The organism is Frankia casuarinae (genome assembly GCF_000013345.1).
Lineage (GTDB): Bacteria > Actinomycetota > Actinomycetes > Frankiales > Frankiaceae > Frankia > Frankia casuarinae.
This window is the reverse complement of record NC_007777.1, coordinates 2,246,053-2,271,788: the sequence shown is the minus strand read 5'-3', so window position 1 is coordinate 2,271,788 and position 25,736 is coordinate 2,246,053. Positions and strand designations below refer to the sequence as shown.

At 69.6% G+C, this 25,736-nt stretch carries 22 protein-coding genes; 11 read left to right on the top strand and 11 right to left on the bottom strand.

All coding sequences use genetic code 11. The annotated features are described in order from the left end of the window. Positions 1-257: 257 nt before the first annotated feature. Both FRANCCI3_RS09700 and FRANCCI3_RS09695 read right to left on the bottom strand, forming a co-directional pair. Positions 258-1,271, bottom strand: a complete 1,014-nt coding sequence (locus FRANCCI3_RS09700; protein WP_082456797.1) for a LysR family transcriptional regulator — start codon at positions 1,269-1,271, stop codon at positions 258-260. A gap of 185 nt (positions 1,272-1,456) precedes the next feature. Then, positions 1,457-2,746 carry a cytochrome P450 gene (locus FRANCCI3_RS09695; protein WP_011436364.1) on the bottom strand — a complete coding sequence of 430 codons (1,290 nt, stop codon included), beginning with the start codon at positions 2,744-2,746 and terminating at the stop codon, positions 1,457-1,459. A gap of 706 nt (positions 2,747-3,452) precedes the next feature. Here FRANCCI3_RS09695 and FRANCCI3_RS09690 point away from each other — a divergent pair. From FRANCCI3_RS09690 to FRANCCI3_RS09670, 5 genes are all read left to right on the top strand, one after another. Next, on the top strand, positions 3,453-5,399 hold the full coding sequence (locus FRANCCI3_RS09690) for an AMP-binding protein (RefSeq protein WP_011436363.1): 1,947 nt from the start codon (positions 3,453-3,455) through the stop codon (positions 5,397-5,399). Between the two features lie 65 nt (positions 5,400-5,464). After that, a complete protein-coding gene (locus FRANCCI3_RS09685; protein WP_011436362.1) occupies positions 5,465-6,145 on the top strand; it encodes a PaaI family thioesterase in 681 nt (226 codons plus the stop codon). Continuing rightward, a complete protein-coding gene (locus FRANCCI3_RS09680) occupies positions 6,146-6,406 on the top strand; it encodes an acyl carrier protein (protein ID WP_011436361.1) in 261 nt (86 codons plus the stop codon). Further along, positions 6,403-7,323: an SAM-dependent methyltransferase gene (locus FRANCCI3_RS09675; protein ID WP_011436360.1), complete on the top strand. Its 921-nt coding sequence runs from the start codon at positions 6,403-6,405 to the stop codon at positions 7,321-7,323. The genes FRANCCI3_RS09680 and FRANCCI3_RS09675 overlap by 4 nt, the downstream gene beginning before the upstream one ends. A 31-nt stretch (positions 7,324-7,354) precedes the next feature. After that, on the top strand, positions 7,355-8,281 hold the full coding sequence (locus FRANCCI3_RS09670; RefSeq protein WP_011436359.1) for an acyl-ACP desaturase: 927 nt from the start codon (positions 7,355-7,357) through the stop codon (positions 8,279-8,281). Between the two features lie 280 nt (positions 8,282-8,561). On the opposite strand, the gene FRANCCI3_RS09665 is transcribed toward FRANCCI3_RS09670, so the two are convergent. Continuing rightward, a complete protein-coding gene (locus FRANCCI3_RS09665) occupies positions 8,562-9,377 on the bottom strand; it encodes a ferritin-like domain-containing protein (protein WP_011436358.1) in 816 nt (271 codons plus the stop codon). A gap of 467 nt (positions 9,378-9,844) precedes the next feature. Here FRANCCI3_RS09665 and FRANCCI3_RS09660 point away from each other — a divergent pair, with 467 nt between their 5' ends. Continuing rightward, positions 9,845-11,275, top strand: a complete 1,431-nt coding sequence (locus FRANCCI3_RS09660) for a hypothetical protein (protein ID WP_023841709.1) — start codon at positions 9,845-9,847, stop codon at positions 11,273-11,275. A 101-nt stretch (positions 11,276-11,376) separates the two neighbouring features. Here FRANCCI3_RS09660 and FRANCCI3_RS09655 read toward each other — a convergent pair whose 3' ends face one another. After that, the gene (locus tag FRANCCI3_RS09655; protein WP_167534329.1) at positions 11,377-11,868 is read right to left on the bottom strand and encodes a sulfotransferase family protein; all 492 of its coding nucleotides are present in this window, start codon (positions 11,866-11,868) and stop codon (positions 11,377-11,379) included. 165 nt (positions 11,869-12,033) lie between these two features. Between FRANCCI3_RS09655 and FRANCCI3_RS09650 the strand changes: the two genes are divergently transcribed. After that, positions 12,034-13,674: an IS66 family transposase gene (locus FRANCCI3_RS09650; RefSeq protein WP_011434743.1), complete on the top strand. Its 1,641-nt coding sequence runs from the start codon at positions 12,034-12,036 to the stop codon at positions 13,672-13,674. Here the strand turns inward: FRANCCI3_RS09650 and FRANCCI3_RS26850 are convergent. The 3 genes from FRANCCI3_RS26850 to FRANCCI3_RS09640 form a co-directional block, all read right to left on the bottom strand. Continuing rightward, positions 13,671-13,943 carry a sulfotransferase gene (locus tag FRANCCI3_RS26850; protein WP_085949868.1) on the bottom strand — a complete coding sequence of 91 codons (273 nt, stop codon included), beginning with the start codon at positions 13,941-13,943 and terminating at the stop codon, positions 13,671-13,673. The genes FRANCCI3_RS09650 and FRANCCI3_RS26850 overlap by 4 nt on opposite strands. 246 nt (positions 13,944-14,189) lie before the next feature. Next, a complete protein-coding gene (locus FRANCCI3_RS09645) occupies positions 14,190-14,678 on the bottom strand; it encodes an Hsp20/alpha crystallin family protein (protein ID WP_011436356.1) in 489 nt (162 codons plus the stop codon). Positions 14,679-15,303: 625 nt separating this feature from the next. Then, positions 15,304-16,248 carry a LysR substrate-binding domain-containing protein gene (locus FRANCCI3_RS09640; RefSeq protein WP_011436355.1) on the bottom strand — a complete coding sequence of 315 codons (945 nt, stop codon included), beginning with the start codon at positions 16,246-16,248 and terminating at the stop codon, positions 15,304-15,306. Between the two features lie 64 nt (positions 16,249-16,312). On the opposite strand from FRANCCI3_RS09640, the gene FRANCCI3_RS28535 reads away from it, so the two are divergent. From FRANCCI3_RS28535 to FRANCCI3_RS09625, 4 genes are all read left to right on the top strand, one after another. After that, a complete protein-coding gene (locus tag FRANCCI3_RS28535) occupies positions 16,313-16,444 on the top strand; it encodes a hypothetical protein (RefSeq protein WP_255353890.1) in 132 nt (43 codons plus the stop codon). A gap of 33 nt (positions 16,445-16,477) precedes the next feature. Beyond that, positions 16,478-18,712 carry a catalase/peroxidase HPI gene (gene katG / locus FRANCCI3_RS09635; RefSeq protein ID WP_011436354.1) on the top strand — a complete coding sequence of 745 codons (2,235 nt, stop codon included), beginning with the start codon at positions 16,478-16,480 and terminating at the stop codon, positions 18,710-18,712. Between the two features lie 1,097 nt (positions 18,713-19,809). Then, positions 19,810-20,763, top strand: a complete 954-nt coding sequence (locus FRANCCI3_RS09630; protein WP_011436353.1) for a FadR/GntR family transcriptional regulator — start codon at positions 19,810-19,812, stop codon at positions 20,761-20,763. Between the two features lie 213 nt (positions 20,764-20,976). After that, on the top strand, positions 20,977-21,615 hold the full coding sequence (locus FRANCCI3_RS09625; protein WP_023841904.1) for a hypothetical protein: 639 nt from the start codon (positions 20,977-20,979) through the stop codon (positions 21,613-21,615). On the opposite strand, the gene FRANCCI3_RS27935 is transcribed toward FRANCCI3_RS09625, so the two are convergent. The 4 genes from FRANCCI3_RS27935 to FRANCCI3_RS09605 form a co-directional block, all read right to left on the bottom strand. After that, complete coding sequence (locus tag FRANCCI3_RS27935; protein WP_235463251.1) at positions 21,616-22,167, bottom strand: hypothetical protein; 552 nt, start codon at positions 22,165-22,167, stop codon at positions 21,616-21,618. It lies immediately after the preceding gene. A gap of 494 nt (positions 22,168-22,661) precedes the next feature. Further along, positions 22,662-22,874, bottom strand: a complete 213-nt coding sequence (locus FRANCCI3_RS09615; RefSeq protein WP_011436350.1) for a (2Fe-2S)-binding protein — start codon at positions 22,872-22,874, stop codon at positions 22,662-22,664. Positions 22,875-23,182: 308 nt separating this feature from the next. Then, complete coding sequence (locus FRANCCI3_RS09610; protein WP_011436349.1) at positions 23,183-24,274, bottom strand: OmpA family protein; 1,092 nt, start codon at positions 24,272-24,274, stop codon at positions 23,183-23,185. 265 nt (positions 24,275-24,539) lie between these two features. Next, positions 24,540-25,544, bottom strand: a complete 1,005-nt coding sequence (locus tag FRANCCI3_RS09605; protein ID WP_011436348.1) for a phosphatase PAP2 family protein — start codon at positions 25,542-25,544, stop codon at positions 24,540-24,542. Positions 25,545-25,736 lie beyond the last annotated feature (192 nt).

Sequence of the window (25,736 nt, the reverse complement as noted above, 5' to 3'; positions counted from 1 at the left end):
CACAGGTCAGCCCGGATGGTCGACGAAAAATCCCCTATTAAATGCGATGGAAAAGACGATGACAAAGACGTTCCGACATCGCACCCATCACTCCAAATGGCACCGCGAGTGGAACGGGACAAGCCCGGCCGCTTCTTCATGCTAACCGTCTTCCCAGCCCATGTGAATGGGTACGGACGTCGCTGTGGAGCTGACCGCGATGGTTTTCTCTGATCGATCCATTGTTCAGGCCTGCCGATCTTCAGGCCTGCCGGTCTTCAGGCCTGCCGGATCAGCGAGCACGCACCGGCGGTCACCGAGGTCAAGGCCGCGGGCGTGCTCCGCGGCCTTGGTGCCGGGCCGGTCGCCGGCTCGTCCGACCTGGACGGATCCAGGGACGGCGGTCCCAGGAACGGCCCGGCGGCGTCGAGGCTGTTGAGGAAGGCCGTGACGACGGGCTGCGGATCCGGACGCCAGACCGCGTACGCGCCGACAGTCGGTACCGGGTCGACGAGCCGCACCGCGACGGGGCCCTTCGTGGGCACATGCGCGCCGCGATCCGCCGACGCGAAGGCCACCACCGGCCTGGTCGTGACGACGATGCCGGTGGCGCCGGAGTCGTCGACCTCCTCTGCCACACTCAGGCGGATGCCACAGCGGTCGGCGGCGGCGAGGATAGCGTCGTGCATCGCCGGGCTCTGTTCCCGGCGGAACAGCACGCATCCCTGGCCCGCCAGCTCCCGGAACGAGACCTGGCGACGGTCCGCCCACGGATGGTTTCGCCCGACGAGCGCCACCAGCGGCACGGTGAAGACCCGATGGGACCGCAACTGGGCCGCGAGAGGCCCGGCGAACACGAGCGCGACGTCGAGTTTTCCCGCGGTGAGGGCGGACAGCTGGGGGCCGCTGCGAGCCTCCCAGAGAGTGGTCGAGACGTTCGGGTAGTCAGCGTTGAGCCGTAGCAGGGTGGGTTGGAGGACCCGTTCCCCGGCGGGGAAGTTGAACCCGATGGAGATCCGACCGGTCCGGCCGGAAGCGGCCTCCCTGGCCGCCCGGACCGCCTGTCGTGCCTGTTCCAGCAGACGTCGTGCCTCCATCTCGAAGGCCCGGCCCGCCGGGGTCAACCGGACCTCCCGGGAGGTCCGGTTGACCAGTTCGACACCGATGTCACGTTCGAGACGCTGGAGCTGCTGACTGAGAGAGGGCTGGGCCAGATGGAGCCTGGCCGCGGCCCGGCCGAAGTGGAGTTCTTCTGCGATCGCCAAGAAAGAGACGAGGTATCGGAAATCGATCTTGCTCTCCATGGTACCTCCCGCGGACACGCTAGCGATCCCGAAAAACTACGGGTGAATACGGCGTGTGGAGATACGGAAGGTACGGTGTAAGATTCGCCCGACGTGGCATCCACCACGCCTCCGACCTGGCACTTGACTTCGAGCAGAATATCAGAAGCGGCTCGATCCGCGACTTTGCGGCACTATCCCCGGAAGCGGACGGGGAGCTCCGCCAGTCCTCGGATGAGCAGGTTGGATTTGTAGGGCGGCGAATCGACGAGAAGCTCGGCGGACCGGACCCGGTGGAGGAACCCCGCCAGGAAGATCTCCATCTCGAGCAACGCCAACGGCGCGCCGAGGCAGTAGTGGTGACCGAGGCTGAACGACAGGTGCCGGGACGCGCCGGAGCCTGCCACGTAGCGGCGCACATCGAGACGGTCCGGGTCGTCGAATGCCTCCGGATCACGATTGGCGCAAGCGATCAACGCCACCACACCCTCACCCGGGGAAAAGGTTCGGCCACCCACCGTCATCTCCCGGGTCGCTGCCCGGGTGTTGAGGTGGATCGGGGAGTCATAGCGTAGCAGCTCGTCGACGGCGGGCCGGATGAGATCCGGTTCGTCGCGCAGCAACGCCGTCTGGTCGGGGTTACGCAGCAACGCCAGCGCCCCGTTGCCGACCAGGTTGACCGTCGTCTCGTGGCCGGCAATCAGCAGGGTCACGCAGGTGCCGAGCAGTTCGTCCTCGGTCAGCCGATCACCCTGCTCCTCGACGGCAGCCAGCGCGCTGAGCAGATCGTCGCCACCGCTGCGGCGGCTGCGCGCGACCAGCGCACGGAAGTAGGCGAGAAACTCGGGGATGGCGTCGTTACGCTCCGCCAACGCCTCCGGAGACATCAGGACGTCCGGGTCGAACGCCCTGGCCAACGCCTGCGACCAGATCTGGATGATGCCGTGGTCGGCCGCCGGCACCCCGAGGATCTCACAAATGATCGTGAGTGGCAGCGGGTACGCGATCGTCTCGATGAGGTCGAACTCTCCGGCCCGCAGCGCGGTGTCGAGCAGATCGTCGACGAGGGCGGTGATACGCGGCCGCAGATCGGCGACCCGACCCGGGGTGAACGCCTTACTCACCAGGCCGCGCAGCCGGGTGTGGTCCGGCGGCTCCATCCACAGGAACGTCGCCGGGAACTCCTCGGCGGGCAAGGTGGGATGCAGCTGGTGGGCCTCCTGATCGTGCCCCCAGCTCTGGTTGGACAGTACCGCTACACAGTCGTCGTGCCGGGTGGCGACCCGCAGTCCGAACGGCGTCTCGTGCAGCCGGCCGGCTGCCCGCAGGCGCGCATAGAGCGGATAGGGATTCGGCCTGTTCGCGGGATCGAACAACGCGGCCAGCAGATCAGGCGCCTGGTCCGGGAGCGGTTTCCCGTGGTCGGCCGCGACGCCGGTACCGGCGTCCGCCCCGGCGAATACGGAATCGGTTGTGACTGCCATGACGTGCTCCTCATCGTCGGTCCGACGAATGCCGGCGCGGGTGGTGCCACGGAGCTCGGTTCACGGTGGGTCTCCACCTGGAAGCGCCCCGGGACCTGTGCGTTCAGGCCACCTGCCCGGAGCCTGATCGCGGCGGTGAGAAATGAGGGAATGGAGGCGATGGATGGGATGAGTAAGGACGGTGGCGGCGGGTGGGGACCCTCAGTTCCGTTCCCGAGTCTTGTCTCCTGACCCTTGTCTCCGGATTCCGGCCGGACACGGGAAACTTGCTTCGGTCGCGGTCGCGGTCGCGGTCGCGGTCGCGCGCCGAGCCGGCGACCCGGCGACCCGGCGAGGTGATCGGTACATTTGATACCACCAGGACGACACCCAGGTGAACTCCCAGGAAACCATCGGATGAATTTTCCGACCGCCGGAACGATTCGGTGATGTATTGTCGGCCCTGATGGATCAATAGATTACCTAAATTTTTGTTGACGAACGACCACCATACCCACGAGCCTTTTCCTGCCGCCCGCGGCATTCATCAGCACATCCGATCATCAGTACACCCGACGGACAGAGATCAGTACACCCGACGGGCGAGTACACCCGACGGGCGGCCCGATCGGCTGCTGTTCGGCCGCCGTCGCCTCGGTGCCGGCCGGGCCCCATCCGTCGCACGGACGCGGAAGACACCCGGACGCGGAAGACAGGAGCGCGGATCATGCCTGCCATCCGGAGCGAGGTCACCTCGCCCACCTCCGCCATCTCGCCCATGTCTCCGACTCTCCATCCGCGGCCGGGCCCCCCACGGTCGGCGACGACCGGCGGGCCGACCCACGCGACCCACGGCAGCCACCCGACCGACCCGACCGGCACGACCGACGCTCGCGGGCACCATGAGCCGCTCGACGCCGAGACGTTGCACGACGCACTGGACGTCGCGGCCGCCCGGCATCCCGACACGCCCGTCACGTTCCCGTCCACCCACGAGGTGATCTCGCTGCGGGACCTCGCGGCCACCTCCCGGATCATCGCGGCCGCGCTGACGACGGACGGGGTCCAGGCCGGCGAGCGGGTTGGGGTGCTGGCCGCGAACTCGGCCGAGTTTCTGCTCGCGCTCTTCGCGATCAGTCGGGCGGGCGCGGCGGCCTGTCCGCTGCCACTGCCGACCACCGCGCACGACCTCAACGGCTATGCCGACCGGGTCTCGCGCACTACGGCGGCCGCGGGCATCCACCGGGTGGTCACCGGCGGCCGAGTGTCGGCCATCCTGCGCCGCACGGCCGACCGGCTCGGCGGACTCCGGTTCCTCCCCGCGGCTGACCTGGTCCGCGACGTCGGTCCCGCCACGCCCACACGCCAGCCACATCCGGGTCCCGAATGCCCGGTGGGTGCGGTGGGTGCGGTGGGTGCGGACGACGTCGCGATCGTGCAGTTCACCTCCGGCAGCACCGCGGCCCCGAAGGGCGTGGTGCTCAGCCACCGCGCCGTGCTGTGCGGCATCCGCGCGATCATCGACGGCATCCGGCTCGGTGAAGGCGATCACGGCGGAATCTGGTTGCCGCTGTTCCACGACATGGGGCTGTTCGCGACCCTCAGCGCGATCATGACCGGCATCCCGATGACCGTCTGGTCCCCGGCGGACTTCGTCCGTGACCCCGCCGGCTGGCTGCGCTCGTTCCTCGCCAGCGGCGCCACGATCTCGCCGGCGCCGAACTTCGCCTACGACGACCTCGTCCGGGCGATCGACCCAGACGAGGTACCCGGGCTGGACATGCGCCGGTGGCGCGTCGCGCTGAACGGAGCCGAGCCGGTCTCCGCGGTCGGCGTCGAGCGCTTCCTCGACCACTTCGCGCCGGCCGGGTTCGCCCCCACGGCGATGTTCCCCGTGTACGGGATGGCCGAGGCCACCCTGGCCGTGGCCTTCCCGCCGCTGGGCCGCGCCCCCGTGGTCACCTGGGTCGACCGGGACCGACTCGCCGCCGAGGGAATCGTGACGGAGGTCCCGCGCGAGCATCCGCGCGCCAAGGGGCTGGTCGCCGTCGGCCGGCCGGTCCGCGACATCCGGATTCGCATCGCCGACCTGCACGGTGACGTCCTGGCCGATCCGCTCGGCGACGGTCTGGCGCCGAGCCTGCGGGTGGGCGAGATCCAGATCCGGGGTGGTTCGGTCACCTCGGGCTACCTCACCGCGGGGGGCCTGACGACCGGGGGCTTCACAGCGGACGGCTGGCTGCGCACCGGCGACCTCGGCTTCCAGCGCGGCGACGATCTGTTCGTGACCGGCCGGGACAAGGAAATGATCATTATACGCGGCGTGAACTACTACCCCGAGGACGCCGAAGCGGCGGTGCGTGACCTTCCGGGCGTGCACCGACGTCGCGTCGTCGCCTTCGGCTCCCCCGACCAGCCGGACGCCGCCGGCAGCCCTCCGGACGCCACCGGAGCGAAGGCTGCCGGCGGCGTCACGGTGGTCGGCGAGACCGCGCTGACCGAGCCCGCGGACCGAGCCCGACTCGCGACCGACCTGCGGATGGCGGCGACTGCGGCGCTGGGGCTGTCCACGGTGACGGTGCGTCTGGTCGAGCCCGGCGCGCTGCCCCGCACCTCCAGCGGCAAATTCCAACGGCTGGCGGTACGCGACCTGGTCGGGCGCGGCGTGCTCTGACCCGCAAGCCCAGCGTCCAATTCCGCACACCCACCGCGTTCCGCGCCCATCGACCAGGGAGCCCGATGCACAGCCACCTGATGACGCCGAGCCCTGACGGCCCGCGGGAAGCCGACGATCCGGAGGACTACCTGAGCGTGCCGTGGTCCGTGCTCGCGGACTATCGGTGTTTCGGCTGCTCGCCGCACAATCCGCACGGGCTGCAACTACGCTTCTCCGCCCACGCCGACGGCATCTCGACCCGTTTCCGGCTCGAACGCCGGCACGAGTCCTATCCCGGCGTCGTGCACGGTGGCCTCATCGGAGTGATCGTCGATGAGACGATGGGCAATCTGATCGTGCTGCAGGTCGGGCTCACCGCGTTCACCACCGCGCTGCGGGTACGCTACCTCGCCCCGCTGAGCGTCGGCGCCGAATACCGCTGCGTCGCCCGGCTGCGCGGCGTCCCGGATGCTACCCCCGGCCGCGGGGACGCGGCACCGGTCGGCGGCACGGCCGGCGGCGTAAGCGGCGGCAGAGCAAACGGGCTGGTGCACGCCGAGGCCGAGCTCCTCGACGAGGCCGGGACGCTGCTCGCGACCGCAAGCGCGACCTACCGCCCGACCCCGATGGACACCGCCCGGGACCGGATGATGCTGAATCCGACCGAGGCCGACCGCGTCGCGCAGGCGCTGGCGGCGACGCTCACCAGACCACCGGCCACCGGGTCCACCGCCGCCGGCCTCCCCACCTCAGAGGAGCACTGAATGTCCGTGTCGTATACGGAGATCGTCACCACCGTCACCGCCATCGTCGCTCGTGAGCTCGGCATCCCGATCGAGGACCTGGCTGCGGACGCCGATCTGCGCTCCGTGGAGGGTGCGGACTCGGTGAAGGTGCTCCGGATGATCGCCCGGGTGGAACGCGAGTACGACGTCGAACTCGAGGACGATGACGTCTTCTCGGCGGTCACCGTCGCCGAGGTCGCCGACGTCGTCCAGGCTGCGCTGCAGGTGCAGGCCGCATGAGCTCGCCCGTCACCACCGCGCCGGAGGCGGCGGCGGGCCTCGCCACCGAACCCACGACGAGCACCGAACCCACGACGAGCACCGAACCCACGACGAGCGACACCAATCAGCACTACGACCTGCCGCCCGAGGTCTTCGGCCTGTTCCTCGATCCCCTGCGCAAGTACAGCTCGGGTCTCTACCGCACGGAGCACGACACCCTCGAGCAGGCGCAGATCGCCAAGCTCCACTTCGTCGCCGATCGGCTCGGCCTGCGCCGCGGTGGTCGCGTCCTCGACATCGGATGCGGTTGGGGCTCGCTGACGCTGTTCATGGCGGTCGAGTACGAAGCCGAGGTCGTCGGGGTCTCCCCCGCAGGGCGACAGCACGCCTACATCGCGCAGCGAGCCGCCGAGCTCGGCGTGAGCGACCGCGTCACCACGATCCAGGGCCACTTCGAGACGGTCGAGCTGCCCTCGGGGAGTTTCGACGCGGTGACGATGCTCGGCTCGATCGTGCACATGCCCGACCTCGATGTCGTGTTCCGGCGGGCCCGGGCGCTGCTGCGCCGCGACGGACGGCTGTACGTGTCGGAAAGCTGCTTTCGCAACGCGGCCACCCGGGCGGCGTTCGACCATCGGGAAGGGACCGAGTTCGTCCGCGCATCGATCTTCGGCTGGGGGGACATGCGGCCGCTGTCCGACCTCGTCGCCGGCGCCGAGGACGCCGGTTTCTCCCTGGCGAGCCTCGACGATCTCACCGACGACTACCGGCGCACCATCGACGACTGGCTGGTGAACGTCGACGCGGCCGCGGAGCGGATCGACGCGATCCGCCCGGGAACGGCCGCGACGCTGCGCCGCTATCTGGAGGTCGCGAACGCCGGCTGGGGCTACACCACCAAGCACTACGCGCTGGTGTGCCGCAAGGCACGCTGACCGCCGCCGAGCGAGGAACGGGATCCACATCATGACGGCATCCGACATTCTCCGGCCGGCGTTCGGCCAGGCCCGCGGCGTCGAACCACCGCGAGCCCCCGCACGCCCGGCCCTGGCGCCGCTGCTTCCTCCCGCCGAGGTCGAGGCGGCCGTCATCGCCTTCCACCAGGCGGGTTCCACCACCCGCCGCTTCGACGTCGAATCGACGTTCGCCTGGGAGAACGCCGACGCCGGTCGGCTCACCGAGGGACAGCGCTCCGCGGTCCGGTTCATCACGTTGATCGAGGACCACCTGCCCGGCTACTTCGGCGTGTACGAGCGGGCCTTCCCGCTGAACCCCGACGTCGACGTCGAGACCTTCGTGCACAACCGGGAGCTTTACCACTTCACCGTGCGTTGGGCGCAGGAGGAGGACAGCCACGCCCGGGCACTGTTCCGCTACCAGGTCGCCGCCGGCATCGCCGATCCCGACGAGCTGCGGCGGGAACTGGCGACCGAGGGGCGCAAGCACTTCGAACTGCCGCACGACCACGCGGTCTCGCTGTTCGCCTACGCCCTGGTCCAGGAGAAGGCGACCCAGCTGTACTACCAGCAGCTGCGGGCGGTCGTCGGCGATCCGGTGTTGGCCGATCTGCTGAACCGGCTCGCCAAGGACGAGGCCCGGCACTTCACCTTCATGGCCGACATCGTGGAACGGTACCTGCGCCGCCACGGCGACGCCGTCATCGAGCCGATCCGGGAGGTTATCGCGCACTTCCGGATGCCACTGGCCGACACGATCCGGGGTTACTGGCGCTGGGCCCTGCGGATCGCCGAGACTGCCCGCTACGATCACACCGACGCCTACCCGCACCTCATCCGAGTGGTCAACCGGGCGGTCGACGTCCGCACCGACAAGGTCGACGAACTGGTTCGCTTCGTCGACGCCTGCCGGTCGACGACCCTGGACACCCCGTAGGTCCCTGCCAGGACCAGCGCAGCAGCAGTGGCCGTCCCACGAACCGGCGGCCGGTGAATTTGCGGGAGCTGAGCGCGGTCCGCGATCCCTGGACCGTGCTCAGCTCCCCACGACTCGGCCGCCACACGATCACGCGCACGATCACGCGGACGCGTCCCGGCTGGGACGCGTCCGCGTGGATGGCCGCACGGGAAACTACCGGATCCGTTCGTGACAGGCCCGGTACCGGCAAACCCGGCACCGTCAGGCCCGGTACTGACGAACTCGATCGCCGAAGCGGTCAGGGCATCGCCTCCACCAACGCCTGCCGGATGTCGGAGTTCCGGTTGAACTCCCGGCCGAGAACGCTGCCGAGCGCCTTGCGGATCTTCACTTGGAGCTGTTCCAGCGTATCCGGCTCGGAAACCCGCAAGAACACCTCGAACGCGGTGTCAATGGTCTCGTGGCCCTGAAGATCCTCGAGCAGGCGGTGCTTGAACTCCCCCACCGGATGCTTGATCCGGTTGTTCGACATGTAGAAGTGGAACGTCTCCAACACGGACACGAGCTCGTGCGGATTCCGCTCCAGCCGGCGCTTCGCGAAGTACATGAACTCCCGGGCATGACCGGCCTCGTCCCGGCTGGCGCGCAGCATGAGGTCCGCCAGCACCGGCTCGCGCACCCACTCCGACATCGTCCGGTAGACCGTGTTCACCGTCATCTCCGAGATGACGTTGGTGATCAAAGTGGCGCTCGGCGTGGTGCCCGGCACGTAGGGCTCGCGCAACGCCTCGATCCGGCGCTGGTCGATCTGGGCGTCCACCGCCTGCAGCCACGCCCGGAAGGCGTAGTGGTGCTGGAGCTCCTGGTAGCCCCAGATGTTCACGAAGGCAGAGCAGTCGTAATCGTCGGTGAACTCGTTGAGAAAGCCGTGCACCGCCGCGATGGAGGTGGCCTCACCCATGACCGCACCCTTGACCAGCGCAATATACTCGGGCTGGACAAGATCCCTGCGGATCTCGTCCAGCGGCAGGTCGACCAGCTTCCACTGCAGCCGCTCATAGTGCTGGAATACGTCAAAGCTGTGCGCGTTCTCGATGGTGTCGGAGGTCGCCATGCTGGAATCTCCCCTGGCCCGGTCCCGTCGACCTGTGCGGACTCGTTTCTATTTCACCACAGTTGGTTCGACAATATCAACGGCCAGTCATTACGTCATCCCATCGATCGATGGGAACAGGCTATGGCGCCCACGACGAAGTCCTTGGATTTTTATGATGTTCTCGCCCAGGATTCCGGGAAGATTAACCCACGAGTCGATCCGGCGGGCCGCCAATACCTCATGGCTGCTCTGGCTCCATGAACCTGCTCCAGGCACCTGCTCCATGCACCGCGCGAGAGACCGGGCAAGAGGGAGTTCATGTGACACCTGCTGCGCACGCTGCTGACGCGGGTCGAGAAGCTGGAGCTGCCTGGAGCCGCTCAGCGACAGCCGCCAGGACAAGCCGAACGTCAACTTCCGCGGCCCTGACGGACTCCCGGCCGCCCCGCGGCAGCCGGGGGCACGCCGTCGTCCTCGGCGCCGGGATGGCCGGGCTCCTCGCGGCCCGGGTGACGGCCGAGTTCTTCGACCGGGTGACGATCATCGAACGAGACGACCTCACCACCGAGGGTACTCGCCGCGGCGTCGCGCAGGGATCCCATCTGCACGCCCTCACCGAACGAGGCCGGTTGTGCCTGGAGGAGCTGTTCCCCGGGTTCACCGACACCGTGACCGGCCACGGCGCGCCTCGCGCCCACATGCTCGTCGAGACCCGGTGGTACGTCCGCGGGCGGCGATTGTACCCCACCGACACCGGGCTCACCTCCCTGCTGGCGAGCCGGCCGCTGCTGGAGAGCGTGCTGCGGGAGGCCGTACTCGCCCGTTCCCAGGTCCGCCTGCTGCAGCGGGTGCGCGCCGTTGGGCTGGTGGGCCGGCCCGGCCCGGGCGGTCCGGACGAACCCGGCCGGATCGTCGGGGTCCGGGTCGAACGCCTCGACAGTGGCCCGCGGCCGGACGACGCCCGAGTCAACGGCACCCAAGCCAACGGCACCCGGCCCGACAGCAGCACCTGGCCCGGCGGGGTACGCCCTGCGGATGCGCACCTCGACGGCGGCGAGGTCATCGAGGCGGAGCTGGTCGTCGACGCGACCGGCCGCGGCTCCCGGGCAGCGGACTGGCTCGCCGCGCACGGGCTGCCCGTGCCCGTGCGCGAGCAGGTCGACGTCGACCTCGGCTACGCATCCCGCGTCTACCGGCGACGCGCGAGCGACCTCGACGGCCAACGTGCGGTTATCATCTCGACGATCCCCGGGCTGCGCGGCGGTGGCGCCGTCGCGCAGGAGGACGATCGGTGGATCGTCACCCTGGCCGGCATGCTCGGCGAGCATCCGCCCACCGACCCGGACGGGTTCGCCCGCTTCGCGGCAACCCTGCCCGCTCCCGACATCGCCCGGCTCATCGCCGACGCCGAGCCGCTCGGGGATCCGACCCCCTACCGCTTTCGCGGATCGGTGCGACGCCCGTACGCACGCCTGCGCGAGCCCAGCGCCGGCTTCGTCGCCCTCGGGGACGCGGTGTGCAGCCTCAACCCGCTGTACGCCCAGGGGATGACGGTCGCGGCCCAGCAGGCGCTGGCGCTGCGGGACGCCCTGCGGGACACGCCGGACGCGCTCGGCCCACCCGCCGCCCGCACCGACGCCGATCTGCCCCGGCGGTTCTTCACCGCCGCGGCCGTTCCCGCCGACTTGGCCTGGGCTCTGGCCACCGGAAATGATCTAGGATACCCACAGGTGCAGGGGCGGCGCACCCCGCGGATCAGGCTGGTCAACGCCTATCTGCCCCACGTGCACGCCGCCGCGCATACCGACCCGGTGGTGGCCCGGGTGTTCATGCGAATCATCAATCTGGTCGAACCGCCGTCGGCCCTGCTGCGACCGGACGTCCTCACTCGGGTGCTACGCGCCCGCCGCTCCTGATCCTCCACGCCGGCGGCCGGCTCCGGGTGCCGTGGGATGCGCACGTGCCCGGGACCGCGCCGGGCCGGGAATCCCCGCCTCAGCCACCGAGCTGGGCGGGTTCACGGCTGGACACCACTCGCGCTCATGGCCGCGACGACACGTTCACGGTGTTTCGCCGCGTAGGCTTCTCGATTGTTCAGTCGGGGGAACTGTTCCCCCGGAACCGGCACACCGAGGAAGTCGCACAGGGGCCCCCACCCCTGGGCGACGTCGAATACCAACAGACGGTCGGCTGAGATCTCGCGTTGCACCGCGGCATTGTGCTCCGCGAAGACCTGTAGGGCGTGGTCCTTGTCTGCGAAACGCCCCTTGAAGACACCGTCCCACACCACCAGATTCATCATGGTGATCACGCGCATGGCTTCCGCGCTCATTCGCGCCGGTCGGTTCGATATCGCCTGGAACAGTGTGCTCCGCGCACTGTCATACCACTTTTCCGGGTCGCGAACCGTAAGAATCACTCGAGCCGACGGGTAGTGGTCCGCAAGCTCCCGCCAGAACCGGGCTCCCGGCCAATCGACTGTCGATCTGTACTGGCCGTACGTAAGTATTCGGCGATGGCGTGGAGGGGCTGGTTCCGCCGTGTGGCGGTGTCGTGGCTGTGGCGGGAGTCGGGCGGAGTGTCCGCGGGATGCTGGTGGGGGGTTGTGGGCTCTTCGTGATACGTCGGGTGTAGTTCCTGATACCGAGGACGCTGGTGATGTGTCCTGGGTGGTGTGTCTGTTCTGTCTGTCACCGATGATGTCACCGAGGTGGCGTACTGGCGTGGGCGTGCCGAGCGGGCCGAGGAGTGTGCGGAGAAAGCCGAGGCCCGTGTCGGGCAGCTGCAGCTGCGGGTCGAGGAGTTGAGCGAGCAGGTCGCGGTGCTGTCCCGGATGCTGTTCGGTCGTTCCTCGGAGAAGACCGGCCCGTCGTCGGCTGTGGATGAGAAACCAGAAGATCGGCAGGATTCGGGCGGTGGGGATGCCGGCCGGCCGGCGCGTCAACGCGGGCAGCGGCCGGGGAGCCGGGGGCATGGCCGGCGGGACTACTCGCATCTGCAGACCCGCGAGGAGATCCATGATGTGCCCGAGGTCGACCGTGCCTGCCCCGGGTGTGGGGTGGCGTTCACGCCGTTGGGGACCGACGACAGCGAACAGGTCGACTGGCAGGTCGTGATCACCCGGATCGTGCATCGGCGGCGGCGGTATCGGCGGTGCTGCACATGTCCGGGGCCGCGGACAGTGACCGCGCCGGTGCCACCCAAACCGATTCCCAAGGGCCGGTTCACCGCGGGGTTCCTCGCCCGCCTTCTCTACGAGAAGTATGTCCTGGGCCTGCCGTTGCACCGGATCGCTCGGGCGCTGGCCGCCGCCGGGCTCGGTGTTGCCGAGGGCACTCTGTGTGGGGCGTTGAAGGACGTGCATGGACTGCTCGGCGGGCTCGATGAGCAGATCGTGGCGCGTAACGCCGCCGCCGGTCATGTCCACGCGGACGAGACGACGTGGCGGGTGTTCGAGCGGGTCGAGGGCAAGGACGGGACCCGCTGGTGGCTGTGGGTGTTCGTCGCCGCCGACACGGTGGTGTTCCGGATGGACCCGACCCGCTCGGCTGCCCCGGTCGAGAAGCACTTCGGGATCGACCGGGCCGCCGGGGCGCTGTCCGACGGACGTCGCCTCGTCGTCTCGTCGGACTTCTACACCGTCTACCAGTCCCTGGGCCGCGTCGACGGAGTCGACCCGCTCTGGTGCTGGGCACACATCCGCCGGTACTTCATCCGGGCCGGGGACGCCCACCCCCAACTGCGGTACTGGGCCGACCAGTGGGTCGCCCGGATCGGGATGCTCTACCTCGCTCACCGCGCCCTCGCCGCCGAGCAGCCCACAACCGGCGGCTACCGCGAGGCCGCCGGCGCGTTCGAGGCCGCGCTGAGGGCGATCGACACGGCGCGGCGCGCGGAGGCGGCGATCCACAGCCTGCACCCGGCGGCGAAGAAGGTCCTGGCGACCCTGGACCGGGAATGGGACGGGCTGGCCCGCCACCAGGACTTCCCCGACCTGGATCTTGACAACAATGCTGCCGAGAGAGCGCTACGGACCCCGGTCGTCGGGCGGAAGAACTACTACGGCGCACACGCTGAGTGGGCCGCGCACCTCGCCGCCCGGGTCTGGACCATCGTCGCCACCGCGGAGCGTAACGGCCGTGAACCCCTCGCGTTCCTGACCGGCTACCTGAACGCCTGCGCCACAGCCGGCGGGAAAGCACCCGCCGGCCCCGCCCTCGAACCCTTCCTCACCTGGCAGACCACCACCCAGACCGGCAGCCCTCCCAGCACCGACCCACCCCAGGACGGCCCACCCGACGGGCCCGAGCCCTAACCCCACCCACAAGCCGAAAACCACCCGACCGGCAACACCGGCCGGGCCTTCGGCCCGCCCACCCACGCCATCACCGAACTCTTACGGCCGTACAGCGAGTCCCAGTCCACAGGAGCGCCTTCAGCGGCACTCGTCCATGCGGCAATGGTCTCTCGGTGCGCGAGGACCTCGTCCATGTGATGACAAGGGCCGTAACCGAGCTGTTCGAGGGCCAACTTGAGCGAAAGCGTTCCGGTGCGCCCGAAGCCCGCACCAATGATGTTGATCATTTCCCTCCTCCGTAGACAACGGATGCAACATTAACGACCATTCCGTTGCGAGTCCAGAGGGAATTTTAATAATCTACCATTCTGGTAGGGATTGTGTAGTTGTAAGTATCCTAACTGCCCACACCCGGTTGTCCGGTGTAGTTTTATGGAGGATTCAGGATTCAGGATTCACCACGGCGCCGCGGCCAGGCGGGCACGGCCTCCGCCGGGGATAGCGGACACGCGGGCAGCGGCCCCGCCGCCGGGTCAGCTGCCGCCGCCACTGCCGCCGGTGACCTCGATGTGCCTGGGCTGACTCTTCCTGGACTTGGCGAGCCGGATCGTCAGCACCCCGTCGTCCAGCGACGCACTGACCGACTCCGGGTCCACCTCGCCCGGCAGCACGATGCGATGTTCAAACCTGCCCACCCGGCGGGTCTGACGGCGTAGCACGCCCTTCCGTTCCCGCTCCTTGATCTCACCGGTGACCCGAAGCTCGTTATCCTGCAGGTCGATCGAGACATCGCGGCCGCGCACCCCGGGGAGCTCGAGTTCGACGATGTAGGCATCGTCGGTCTCCTCGATGTCGACCGGGATGACGGCGGCGGCCAGCAGTCCCACCGGTCGGCCTTCCGCGCCACCGACGACCTCATCGAGCAGGCTTCCCATCCGGGTCCAGGCGTCCTCGATCTCCCGGAACGGATCCCACCTGATCACCGGGGCCGGACGTTGGCTGCTTCGCACCGGAAATGCCATGATGTTCCTCCACTCGTCAATATCATTTCGACATCATTCGATTCGACCACACAATCAGCTGTTATCGGTCAAACACTTCCATCGCCGTCTCCCTGGTCGTCGGCGGGTAAATCGGCCGCGGCGGGAAACACTGACCACTGCTTCGGGGTTGTTCCGCAACCGCCGGAACGGTGAACAACCGGCGCGACCTCTCCGGGACGGCCACCGCCTGGGCACACAGCACCCGGGCAGGTGTGGAGGCCGCGAAGCACGGCGGTCCCGCCATCCCCTCGAATCAGTTTTCCTCATCAAGACGAGCCGGCGGGACCCTGGCCCTGTCCGCTGACGGACAATGAGCCCAAAGTCCTTCTGCCCAGCTCCGCCCGCACGAAACCACAGCCGGGCGACGGTGCGGGCATCGCGGCATCCCGCCCTGCCCCGGCTGGTCGCGCGGCTGAACGCACTCCCAGGGGCTCCTCGAGCACCTCGGCGACCAGCCCGCGATCGTGACCACGCTGCAGGAATGGCATGACATCCTCGCGGCTGTCAGCCGGCAATCCGCCGAGACGGATCCGCTGCCAGTGGCACAGTGGCGTGCGCTCGCGGCCGGCCTGCCGCGTTCCCCGGAGCCCGCCGAGGGCGCGCGTCAGACCGCCGCGGCCGGCACCGGGGCGAGGGCGAGACCCGTCCCCGGCAGGGCGGCCCGCACCTCGGCGGCGAGCAGGTTCCAGTCCGTCACGCGGGCCGAGGTCAAGCGGTAGGCCAGGCCGACGCGCCGGTGCGGCGCGGGCCGGCGGAACGTGGCGACGGCCAGGCCCCGCCCCTCGCCGACCTCGACTCCGACAGCGGCGGCGGGGACGAGGGTCAGCCCCAGGCCACCGGCGACCATCTGGACGATCGTCGACAGGCTCGCCGCACGCAGGGTGGAACGCTCCCGTGCCCCTGCCTCCCGGCAGACCTCGAGTGCCTGGGCCCGGAAGCAGTGCCCGTCCTCCAGCAGGAGCAGGTCCTGCCCGCCGATGGCTGCGACCGGCACGGCAACGCCACCCGCCAGCGGGTGCTCCGCGGGGGTGACGAGGACAAAGTCCTCGTCGTACAGCGGGATCTCGGCTGTCCCCGGCTCATCGGTGGGCAGAGCGAGCAACGCGAGATCGAGCGCACCGCCGCGCAGCTCCGCCAGCAGGGTGGCCGTCTGAGACTCCCGCAGCCGCAGCCGCGCCTGCGGCCACCGTTCCCGCAGCGTCGGCAGCAGCTGTGGGAGCAGGTAGGGGGCCACCGTGGGGATGACCCCAAGACGGATGTCACCGACCAGGGGTTCCCGGGCCCGGATGGCCAGTTCACCGATGTCGTCGACGGCACCCAGTACCCCCCGGGCCCGCCGGACGATCTCCTCCCCGAGCCCGGTGAGCAGGACGCTGCGGGTGGTGCGTTCCACGAGCTGGACGCCCAGGGTGCGCTCAAGCGCCGCCACCGCGCTGGACAGCGTCGGCTGGCTGACGTGCAGGGCCGCCGCGGCGCGGCCGAAGTGCCGGTGATCGGCCACTCCGACGAGGGCGCGCAGCTGGGCCAGGGTCGGGTGCGGACTAGCCATAGATTGAGGCTATCAAAGTTGCGGAATTTTTCGATTTCTCTTCCGAGTCGCCGACCGTGACAGTGTGACAGTTATGACAGTGGAGTCATCCCTGCGCGGCTTCTCGATCGACGAGGCCGTCAACGAGGCCATCAACGACGGCCGCGGCCATCTACTGGGGCCGGCGCCCCGGCTGTTCCACCGCACGCGTTCCTGATCGCTCCTGATCCGTCTATGCCCGGAGGGTCCCATGTCCGAGAACCATGACGCAGTCGTGTACAACACGAACGCGGAGAACGGCGGTGGCTGCCCGGTCGCGCACAGGCGCGCCCCGCACCCCACCCAGGGCGGCGGAAACCGCGGCTGGTGGCCGAACCGGCTCAACCTGAAGATCCTCGCCAAGAACCCCGCCGTGGCCAACCCCCTCGGCGGGGAGTTCACCTATGCCGAGGCCTTCCGGACCCTCGACCTCGCCGCCGTGAAGCAGGACATCGCGGCGGTGCTGACTACCTCGCAGGCCTGGTGGCCGGCCGACTACGGTCACTACGGCCCGTTCATCATCCGGATGGCGTGGCACAGCGCGGGCACCTACCGCATCAGCGACGGTCGCGGTGGTGCGGGTGCCGGCCAGCTGCGTTTCGCTCCCCTCAACAGCTGGCCGGACAACGCGAACCTCGACAAGGCTCGCCGCCTGCTGTGGCCGGTCAAGAAGAAGTACGGTCAGAAGATCTCATGGGCCGATCTGATGATCCTCGCCGGCAACGTCGCCCTGGAGTCGATGGGCTTCGAGACCTTCGGCTTCGCCGGCGGTCGGGTGGACGTCTGGGAGCCTGACGAGGACGTCTACTGGGGCCCCGAGACCACCTGGCTCGACGACGAGCGCTACACCGGCGACCGGGAGCTCGAGAATCCCCTCGCCGCCGTCCAGATGGGTCTCATCTACGTCAACCCGGAGGGCCCGAACGGCAACCCGGACCCGATCGCCGCGGCGCGCGACATCCGCGAGACGTTCCGCCGGATGGCGATGAACGACGAGGAGACGGTCGCCCTGATCGCCGGCGGCCACACCTTCGGCAAGACCCACGGCGCGGCCAACCCGGACGAGCACGTCGGCCCGGAGCCCGAGGGCGCCCCCATCGAGGAGCAGGGCTTCGGCTGGACGAGCACCTTCGGCACCGGCAGGGGTGGGGACACGATCACCAGCGGGCTTGAGGGTGCGTGGACGAACACCCCGGTGAGCTGGGACAACAGCTTCTTCGAGATCCTGTTCAGCTACGAGTGGGAGCTGACGAAGAGCCCCGCCGGTGCGAACCAGTGGAAGCCGAAGGACGGTGCCGGTGCCGGCACCGTCCCCGACGCCCACGACGCAGCGAAAAGCCACGCCCCCACGATGCTGACGACGGACCTCGCCCTCCGGTTCGACCCGATCTACGAGCCCATCTCGCGGCGCTTCCTGGAGAATCCGAGCGCGTTCGCGGACGCGTTCGCCCGGGCGTGGTTCAAGCTGACGCATCGTGACCTGGGGCCGGTCGCGCGCTACCTCGGCCCGGAGGTCCCGACCGAGACGCTGCTGTGGCAGGACCCGCTCCCGGCGGTGGCCCACGAGCTCATCGACGCCGCGGACGTCGCCACTCTCAAGGGTCAGATCCTTGCCTCGGGCCTGTCGGTCTCCCAGCTGGTCTCCACCGCGTGGGCGTCGGCCTCGACGTTCCGCGGTGGTGACAAGCGCGGCGGCGCCAACGGTGCGCGCATCCGCCTCGAACCACAGCGCGGTTGGGAGGTCAACGAACCCGACCAGCTGGCGGCGGTCCTGCGCACGCTGACGAGAATCCAGGAGGTCTTCAACGCCGCCCAGACCGGCGGCAAGCAGGTCTCACTCGCCGACCTGATCGTGCTCGCCGGTGGTGTTGCCGTCGAGCAGGCCGCCGCGAACGCCGGCTTCGACGTCGAGGTCCCCTTCGCACCGGGACGTACCGACGCGTCGCAGGAGCAGACCGACGTGGAGTCGTTCGCGGTGCTCGAGCCGACGGCGGACGGGTTCCGCAACTACCTGGGGAAGGGCCACCGCCTGCCGGCTGAGTACCTTCTGCTCGACCGGGCGAACCAGCTGACCCTGAGCGCCCCCGAGCTGACGGTCCTCGTCGGTGGTCTGCGGGTCCTGGGCGCCAACTACCAGCAGTCGCCGCTCGGCGTCTTCACCGCGACCCCCGGGTCGCTGACGAACGACTTCTTCGTCAACCTGCTCGAGCTGGGCACGACGTGGAAGACGACGTCCGAGGACGCGAACACCTTCGAGGGCCGCGATGCCGCCACGGGCAAGGTCAGGTGGACCGGCAGCCGCGCCGACCTCGTCTTCGGTTCAAACTCCGAACTGCGCGCGCTCGCGGAGGTCTACGCGAGCGACGACGCGCGGGAGAAGTTCGTGCACGACTTTGTCGCGGCGTGGGTCAAGGTGATGAACCTCGACCGGTTCGACCTCGTCTGATCCTGGTTCACCTCGCCCGATCCTGACGTCCAGGTCGGCCCGTGCCGGGCCACCTGGACGTCCTCGGTCCCGTCGCCATGGGCCTGAGGACGTGACGGTCGTGACGGTCGTGACGGTCGTGACGAGCTCGTCCGCCGAACAGGTGCCGGCGGCCGATCGGCGTGACAGGCGTCACCAGCACCCCCATACCTTCAGATAATCGACTGATCCTGCTAGACAGAACCAGTACCCGGGGAAACCTCGACGTCGCAGTACGATCCCGCGGGGACGACCATGATCCTTTGTGATCCCGTGCCGCCCCTGCCGGAACGGCTCCCTCCCGCCGCCCAGGCCGTCCAGCCGCTGTCCCGGCCACGCTCCCCGTTCCCGTACTAAGCCGGGGGTCAACGGCTCTCGCCTTCGAAGATCTCCCTCACCGCCGCCGCGCGCGGGACGAGCGGTAGCGTGCGCGCCGCCAGCCTTCCTCTGGACACGCCTGGCGACTGGCCCGCGCGCCCACCCGAGGCACGGGAGAAACCCTCGGCATCCGGTCTCCTCGATCCCCTGCTGCTCTCTGTCCCCAGCCCTGGGCCGGCGACCGCCACGGTTCGGCGCACCGGCTGCCGTTGCACCGTTCGTCTCCCTCCCCCTCGACACGGAGGTCGAGGCGGCGGTCACCGTGCGACGCGTAGGTCGACAACTCACTGTAGTCGACTCCGAGCTCGGATCGGCGGGATCCCGGGCGAGCGTGCTTGTGCGTTTTCTCGTCTCGCGCCTCACCGTCCATTGACCCCTTCAAGGACGCGCTGGTCAACGCCTGTTCGAGGGACCAGACGGAGCGGGGACCGCGGCAGTCCGGTCGAGCGCGCCCGCACCCGGGCCGAGTCGGTCAGGTCGACATTTTTATTAACTCTGCGTAACAGAATGCGGAATACAACGTGGTCCTTCACCGCCCCGGACCGGAGGACCACCCCCATCGCTGCCACAATGCGACTTCGTAAGCACGGTTCGTAGTCAGACGGCACCAAAGACCACTAGCCACACATCCGACATCGCAGTCCGGAGTCTGGGGAATACCAGATTCCGGACAGCACGATCATCAGGGGGATCAAGAGATCATGACGTTAACGCATCCGACCGAGACGCCGACGAGCCTGATGACCGGGCATCCGGTTCGGCTGGCCCGCCCGGGGGAGACGGACGACCGCGAGTCGCGCCCCGCCCGGGACACCACCACGACAATCACCCGAACCGGCACCCCCGGCATCGGCGGCATCACCGCCACCGGCCCCGGCCACCCCCTACCCACCCCCCTGCTAGCCACCAACCGCGTCGGCCAACACGTCCGCGTCCCCAAGACCGCCGAACTCGTCGCCGCCCACCTACGCCGCCAGATCGTCCGCGGCGAACTCCAAGAAGGCGACGCCCTACCCCCCGAAGCCGTCCTCATGGAACAGTTCGGCGTCTCCCGCCCCACCCTGCGCGAAGCCTTCCGCGTCCTCGAATCCGAAGCCCTCATCTCCGTCCGCCGCGGCGCCCACGGCGGCGCCCGCGTCCACACCCCCAACGGCGACGTCGCCGCCCGCTACACCGCCCTCGTCCTCGAACACCGCCACACCACCCTCGCCGACATCCACACCGCCCACACCCACCTCGAACCCACCGCCATCCGCCTCCTCGCCACCACCGCCACCGACCACACCCTGACCACCCTCACCGCCCACCTCACCGCCACCGACCACGCCCTGACCACCCCCACCCCCGACCCCACCGACATCCACACCCGCCACCTGCGCTTCCACACCCTGCTGCTCGACACCACCACCAACCACACCCTCACCATGATCACCAGCATGCTCCGGCACATCCTCGACGCCACCACCCCCGACACCCCCACCCCCATCCCCGACCTGCCAACCCTGCGCCACCAGCACACCACCCACCACCAGCTCCTCACCCACCTCACCCAGCACGACCCCGACGCCGCCGAAACCCTCTGGCGCCACCACCTCACCACCACCCCCCACACCCCCCACCAACCCACCACCCCCCTCGACCTCCTCGGCGAGTAGTCAGATCTCCTCGGCGAGGAGTGAACCCCGGGCGTCCGCTTGCCGTTCGCGACGCTCCTCCCGGATCCGGGGACCGCTGTGGGCGCGGCATCGGTCCTCCGGTGGAGACCACGACGACACATCCAGAGAATCGGCGGTGAGGCAACCGTCGAATGCCACACAATGCCGCCATGCTGTGGTCGGTGCGCCGCGTTTCGCGTTACCGTGTGCCGCATGCCGTCGGCAGGTCTGGCCTGGCAGACACTCTCCGATCCGGGCGCGCTCGCCCTGGTCGACCCCGAGTCCAACCGGGCCGCCGCGCTGGCCCGGCCGCACCCCGCGGACCTGCCCATGGTCCAGATCGTCGACCTCGAACGTCTCGTCTGCGGTTGGCTGGCTCCGGCCAGCCGCCCGCAGTCCGAGCGGCACCTCCGTGAGCAGATGATGGTCGATCCGCTGCACACCCTGCGCGGGATGTGCTGGCTCATGGCGATGTGGGTCGTCGCGATACATCTCCGGACGGGACGACAGCCGACCGCCGTCGTCGCCGACCTGGCGTTCCCGGGGATCTGGCGAGGACCGGAGGCCCCGAAAAACGCCCAGCTCTGGGAGAACCTCGCCGGGCGGATTCGGCTCGGCGTCCTCGCCGCTCTCACCAGCGACGCGGCGACCGACGAACAGTTTCGCGAGGCGCTGCGCCATCCCGCCGACATCACGTCGATTCTGGTGCATTACGCCCTGCCCATGATGGCGGGCCTGCACCGGCAAATGCTCGACAACGGCGTGGATCCGAAGGAGATGGCGGGCACGTTGGCGCTCTACACCGTAGACCCGCAGGAACGGACCACCGCCTGCTTCCGCCCGCTGACCTGATCAGCGGCCGTCACCCCCGGGCTGCGTCTTGCGGGTCGGCGAAGGACGCGGGCCACGAGCCGCGGCGGCCGAACGCGCCGCGGAACCGAGGCGTAGCGACGGTGCGGCACGCAGGGGCGCATTCGGCCGGGCCGACCGGGCCGGGGTGGCCAGCGACCCCGGGCTCGGCACGGGCGACGCCGGACCCGGGACGGGCGACGCCGGACCCGGGACGGGCGACGCCGGACCCGGGACGGGCGACGCCGGACCCGGCACGGGCGACGCCGCGGAGAGGACGGGAACGGCCGAAGCGGCGGGCCCCACCGCAACCGCGGGGACGGTCTGGTCGGCGGCGTCGATGTAGACGACGCGGGTACTACCGCCGTGTCCGTGGATGGCAAGCAGCGTCTCCATCGTCGGATAGATCCCGATGGAATCGTGTTCGGAGTCCCACCACAGCACGCAGGTGCCGTCGGGGGCCTGCGCCCCGAACGCGACCGCACCCGTCCCGGAGACGCCGGAGACGTCAACGTCACGCTCCAGCTGAAACCGCCGCACCTGGCGAGCGGACATCGCCACGACCTCCTCACGGGGCACCGTACCGTACCCGTAGGCATCGCCCGCGATCCGGCTGGCGCAGCCGACTCAGCGCCGTCGCCGACCTCGTGCCTCGCAACCAGCGGGGCGTCGCGGCTCGGCCGGATCGACCGGCCGATGCTACCTCTCAGGCGGACTTCGGCCGGTTGGCCCACGGTAGCCGGCAATGTCGGGGTGGGTCATCCGTATGCCGTCGTGGCAGCGCGAGGGTGATCCCAGCACGCGGTAGCTCCACGCGGTAGCTCGCGGGTGGACCGGATGTGTCCGGGCGCGGGGACACCGCCCGAGCATGACGGTCACCTGGCCCGATGCACGGTCACCGCGGAGGCGGGCCGGTCCGCCGGCGGTCCGAGATATCGGTCATAGCCGGTCTCATTCCGTAGCCGACGGGCCAGGAACGCGACCGTACTCAGAGCGTTGATGATGTTCCGTGACGACGGCAACGGCGGCACTTCGGCCGCCACGCGGCCCTAACCCGATCCGGAACCCTGCCCCGCTCTGGCAACCGGACTGCCGCGGCGCGCGGACGCCTCACCCAACAGCTCGGCAATCTCCTCCACACAGCCGCCACAGCCCGTCCCGGCATCACATCGCTCGCCGACGGCGTCAACGTCGCAGGCACCCGAGGCGATCACGTTGCGTAGCAACCGGTCGGACACCGCGAAGCACGAACAGACGAGCACCGCACCTCACCACGCCCGAGACAGCCAGCACGCGGACGGCCAAGCGGCAGTTCGCGACCCTGTCGATCCGTCGATCTGTCGATGATCCTTCGACCCCGTGGAGCGGTCGACCCCGTGGAGCGGCCTTAGCTAAGGCTTCCCTAAGCAGAGGATGCCATGGGCCACCCGCCGCAGGCAAGACAGTCGCGCATCCGCGACATCATCGTGGCACTGGGCCGGAAATCGGCCGGACCCGACAGTCCCGCCGGGCCCGAGATCCGGCCGGACTGCAGATCGGCCGGATCAGCCGAGATCCGGCTCGCCCAGAATCAGCTGTCGGGCCACGGAACGATCTCGACCCGACGGTTGGCCGCCCGTCCCCGAGGCGTGGCGTTGTCGGCCACCGGCCACCGGGAACCGAACCCGGCGACGCGTATGAGGTCGGGACGTACGCCCCGGTCCGTCAGGTAGTCGGCAATCACCTGGGCCCGGTCCAGAGACAACGCCTGATTGAGGGTCGCCGACCCGGAGGCGTCGGCGTGGCCGCCGACCAGGACCACGACCCGGCCGGCGCGCAGCGCCGCCGCCACCCGGTCAAGCCAAAGGCGGGCCGGGGGGCTCAGCGTTGCTGCGCCGACCGGGAACGTCACGTTCCGAGCGTCGAGGGCGGCGCGTAGGGCCGCGAGGGCCCCGGCATCGGAGGTGGACTTCGCCGCCGCGGCGGCAGGCTTCTCGCGCGGGACGACAAGCCGGTTGTCCAGGGTGGCATCGGGGACGGTGGTACCGGCCGCTGCCAGCACCTGGGCGCCGAGGCGCCGCCTCGTGGCCTCGTCGGGGGCACTGCCGGCCACCGCCACGGTCGTCCCGGAGACCGTGACCGAGTGGCTCCCGGGAAAACCGCGCAGCGCCGCCGCGACGGCGGCCACCACCTCCACCGGCGGCTCCGCCACGGCCGGGTCGACCCGGACCTCACCGGTCACCGAGCCGCCGCTCGCGTCCGCCACGGCAGCGAGCAACGCGGCACGGCTCGCCCGGTCGGGCACGGTCGCCGTGATCGACAGTCCTCGGCCGGCCACAGCGAGCACCAGGGGGCGCGCAGGTTCGGTCGCGATGACCACGTCGTCGCCGAGACGCGCGGAGGTCGTGCCGGCGACCGCGGCCGAGGCTCGCGCCTGTTCGGCGGCGGCGGCACTCGGGAAACGACCGGTGACAACCGCCTCACGCCCCTCGACGTGAACCTGGGCGTGCACGCCGCCGGTGGACCGGACCGCCGCGGTCGCCCGGGCTGCGAGATCATCCTCAATGGGACCGCGGCGCAGGGCGAACGCGACAAGGGCAAGCAGCAACCACGCCAGCACGAGTGCGATGGCGAAGGCGACCGGGCGCGGACGTTGCAGACGCACGGTCGTGGACAGGGACATCGATCGGACTCCGAGCGGGATCGGACCGGACGCGGGATCTTCGAGGTGGCGCTGATCGTCGGGACAGGGCCGATCTTCGAGGTGGTGTGGGGAGAGGGGTGCCGCAAGGTCGGACGCGGCCGGGAAAACCGCTGTCCCGCAACTTTCGCACATCGGTCCCAGAAGTAACGCATCGGGGCGAAAGATGCACCCACCTGGGGAGCCACACCAGGCCGACAGCGGTCGGATCGGCACCGGTCGGATCGGCACCGGCCACCCACCGCGATCAGTTCGCGTGCGCTCCATCGGCTCGCGCCACCGGTGTGACCCGCATCGCCATGCTGGAGGTGGCCGGCGGGGCGGGCGGAGGCACCGGTGACGGCGGCGGCGCCAGTGAAGACGGCGGCGGCGCCAGTGAAGACGGCGGCGGCGCCAGTGAAGACGGCGGCGGAGACGGCAGTGGCACGGACACCGGTGCCAGCGCGTTCGGCGCAAGCTGCGATCCGGCTCCCGGCACGGCCGGCTGCCCAGCGGCACTCCCCACGAAACCGACCCGGGACCGCCACCCGGCGACGAGCGCGACCGCACCGGCGGCGCCGCCCAGGACCGCCCATCCGGCGACCGCGTCCAGGAGATAGTGGTTCGACGTCGACATGACGACGAACAGGGTCGCCGCCGGATAAAGCGCGCCGAGTACCCGGACCAGCGGTCGGCGCCCGAAGCGCACCAGCAGGAAACCGCACCACAACGACCATGCGCAGTGCAGCGACGGGAGCGCGGCGTACTGGTTCGTCAGTCCCTCCAGCCCGTCCGGGGCGGCGCTCGCGCTACCGCTCCACCATCCCCAGCCCTCGAAGTGGGACATGGTGTCGACATAGGACGTGCCGGTGAGCAACCGGGGCGGGGCGGTCGGGAACAGGAAGAACCCGACCAGGCAGATCAGAGTGGTGATCACCAGCGTCCAGCGGGCCTGAGCGTACCGGGGGGGGTGCCGACGATGCATCCACACCAGCAGGGCCGGCGTCACGACGAAGTGCAGCGTCGCGTAGTAGTAACAACAGACGACCGCCAGCACCGGTACACTCTGCAACCAGCGGTTGAGCCCGAGCTCGGGATCGAGATGCAGGAAGGTCTCCAGGCGCAGGAGATCGTGGCCCATCCGCATCGCCTCGCCGGTGGAGGCGTCGGCCACGGCACGGGTGCCGGTGTAGGAGTAGTACAGGATCACCAGCATCAGCACCTCGACCCACCAGACCAGCAGGCCGGTGGTCTGGTTGCGCAAGCGCCTCACTATGCACCTCTCGAACGTCGCACCCGCACGAGACGCCGCGCCCGCGCGCCTCGACGCCCTCGGGCAGGACCGCACGCGCGAACGGACCGGCGCACCGACCGTCGCGACGGGCCGGAGCGTCTCGACAGCTCGCTCTCCATACCCTTACTCAACAGCATGAGCCGTTCGCGACCGTCACGGGCCGATCCGTCG

Bases quoted from the DNA above. Each gene is read 5' to 3' on its own strand.
- FRANCCI3_RS09695 (WP_011436364.1), bottom strand. From the start codon at position 2,746: ATGGCAGTCACAACCGATTCCGTATTCGCCGGGGCGGACGCCGGTACC.
- FRANCCI3_RS09690 (WP_011436363.1), top strand. From the start codon at position 3,453: ATGCCTGCCATCCGGAGCGAGGTCACCTCGCCCACCTCCGCCATCTCG.
- FRANCCI3_RS09685 (WP_011436362.1), top strand. From the start codon at position 5,465: ATGCACAGCCACCTGATGACGCCGAGCCCTGACGGCCCGCGGGAAGCC.
- FRANCCI3_RS09680 (WP_011436361.1), top strand. From the start codon at position 6,146: ATGTCCGTGTCGTATACGGAGATCGTCACCACCGTCACCGCCATCGTC.
- FRANCCI3_RS09675 (WP_011436360.1), top strand. From the start codon at position 6,403: ATGAGCTCGCCCGTCACCACCGCGCCGGAGGCGGCGGCGGGCCTCGCC.
- FRANCCI3_RS09670 (WP_011436359.1), top strand. From the start codon at position 7,355: ATGACGGCATCCGACATTCTCCGGCCGGCGTTCGGCCAGGCCCGCGGC.
- FRANCCI3_RS09665 (WP_011436358.1), bottom strand. From the start codon at position 9,377: ATGGCGACCTCCGACACCATCGAGAACGCGCACAGCTTTGACGTATTC.
- FRANCCI3_RS09660 (WP_023841709.1), top strand. From the start codon at position 9,845: ATGGCCGGGCTCCTCGCGGCCCGGGTGACGGCCGAGTTCTTCGACCGG.
- FRANCCI3_RS26850 (WP_085949868.1), bottom strand. From the start codon at position 13,943: ATGATCAACATCATTGGTGCGGGCTTCGGGCGCACCGGAACGCTTTCG.
- FRANCCI3_RS09645 (WP_011436356.1), bottom strand. From the start codon at position 14,678: ATGGCATTTCCGGTGCGAAGCAGCCAACGTCCGGCCCCGGTGATCAGG.
- FRANCCI3_RS09640 (WP_011436355.1), bottom strand. From the start codon at position 16,248: ATGGCTAGTCCGCACCCGACCCTGGCCCAGCTGCGCGCCCTCGTCGGA.
- katG (WP_011436354.1), top strand. From the start codon at position 16,478: ATGTCCGAGAACCATGACGCAGTCGTGTACAACACGAACGCGGAGAAC.
- FRANCCI3_RS09630 (WP_011436353.1), top strand. From the start codon at position 19,810: ATGACGTTAACGCATCCGACCGAGACGCCGACGAGCCTGATGACCGGG.
- FRANCCI3_RS09625 (WP_023841904.1), top strand. From the start codon at position 20,977: ATGCCGTCGGCAGGTCTGGCCTGGCAGACACTCTCCGATCCGGGCGCG.
- FRANCCI3_RS27935 (WP_235463251.1), bottom strand. From the start codon at position 22,167: ATGTCCGCTCGCCAGGTGCGGCGGTTTCAGCTGGAGCGTGACGTTGAC.
- FRANCCI3_RS09610 (WP_011436349.1), bottom strand. From the start codon at position 24,274: ATGTCCCTGTCCACGACCGTGCGTCTGCAACGTCCGCGCCCGGTCGCC.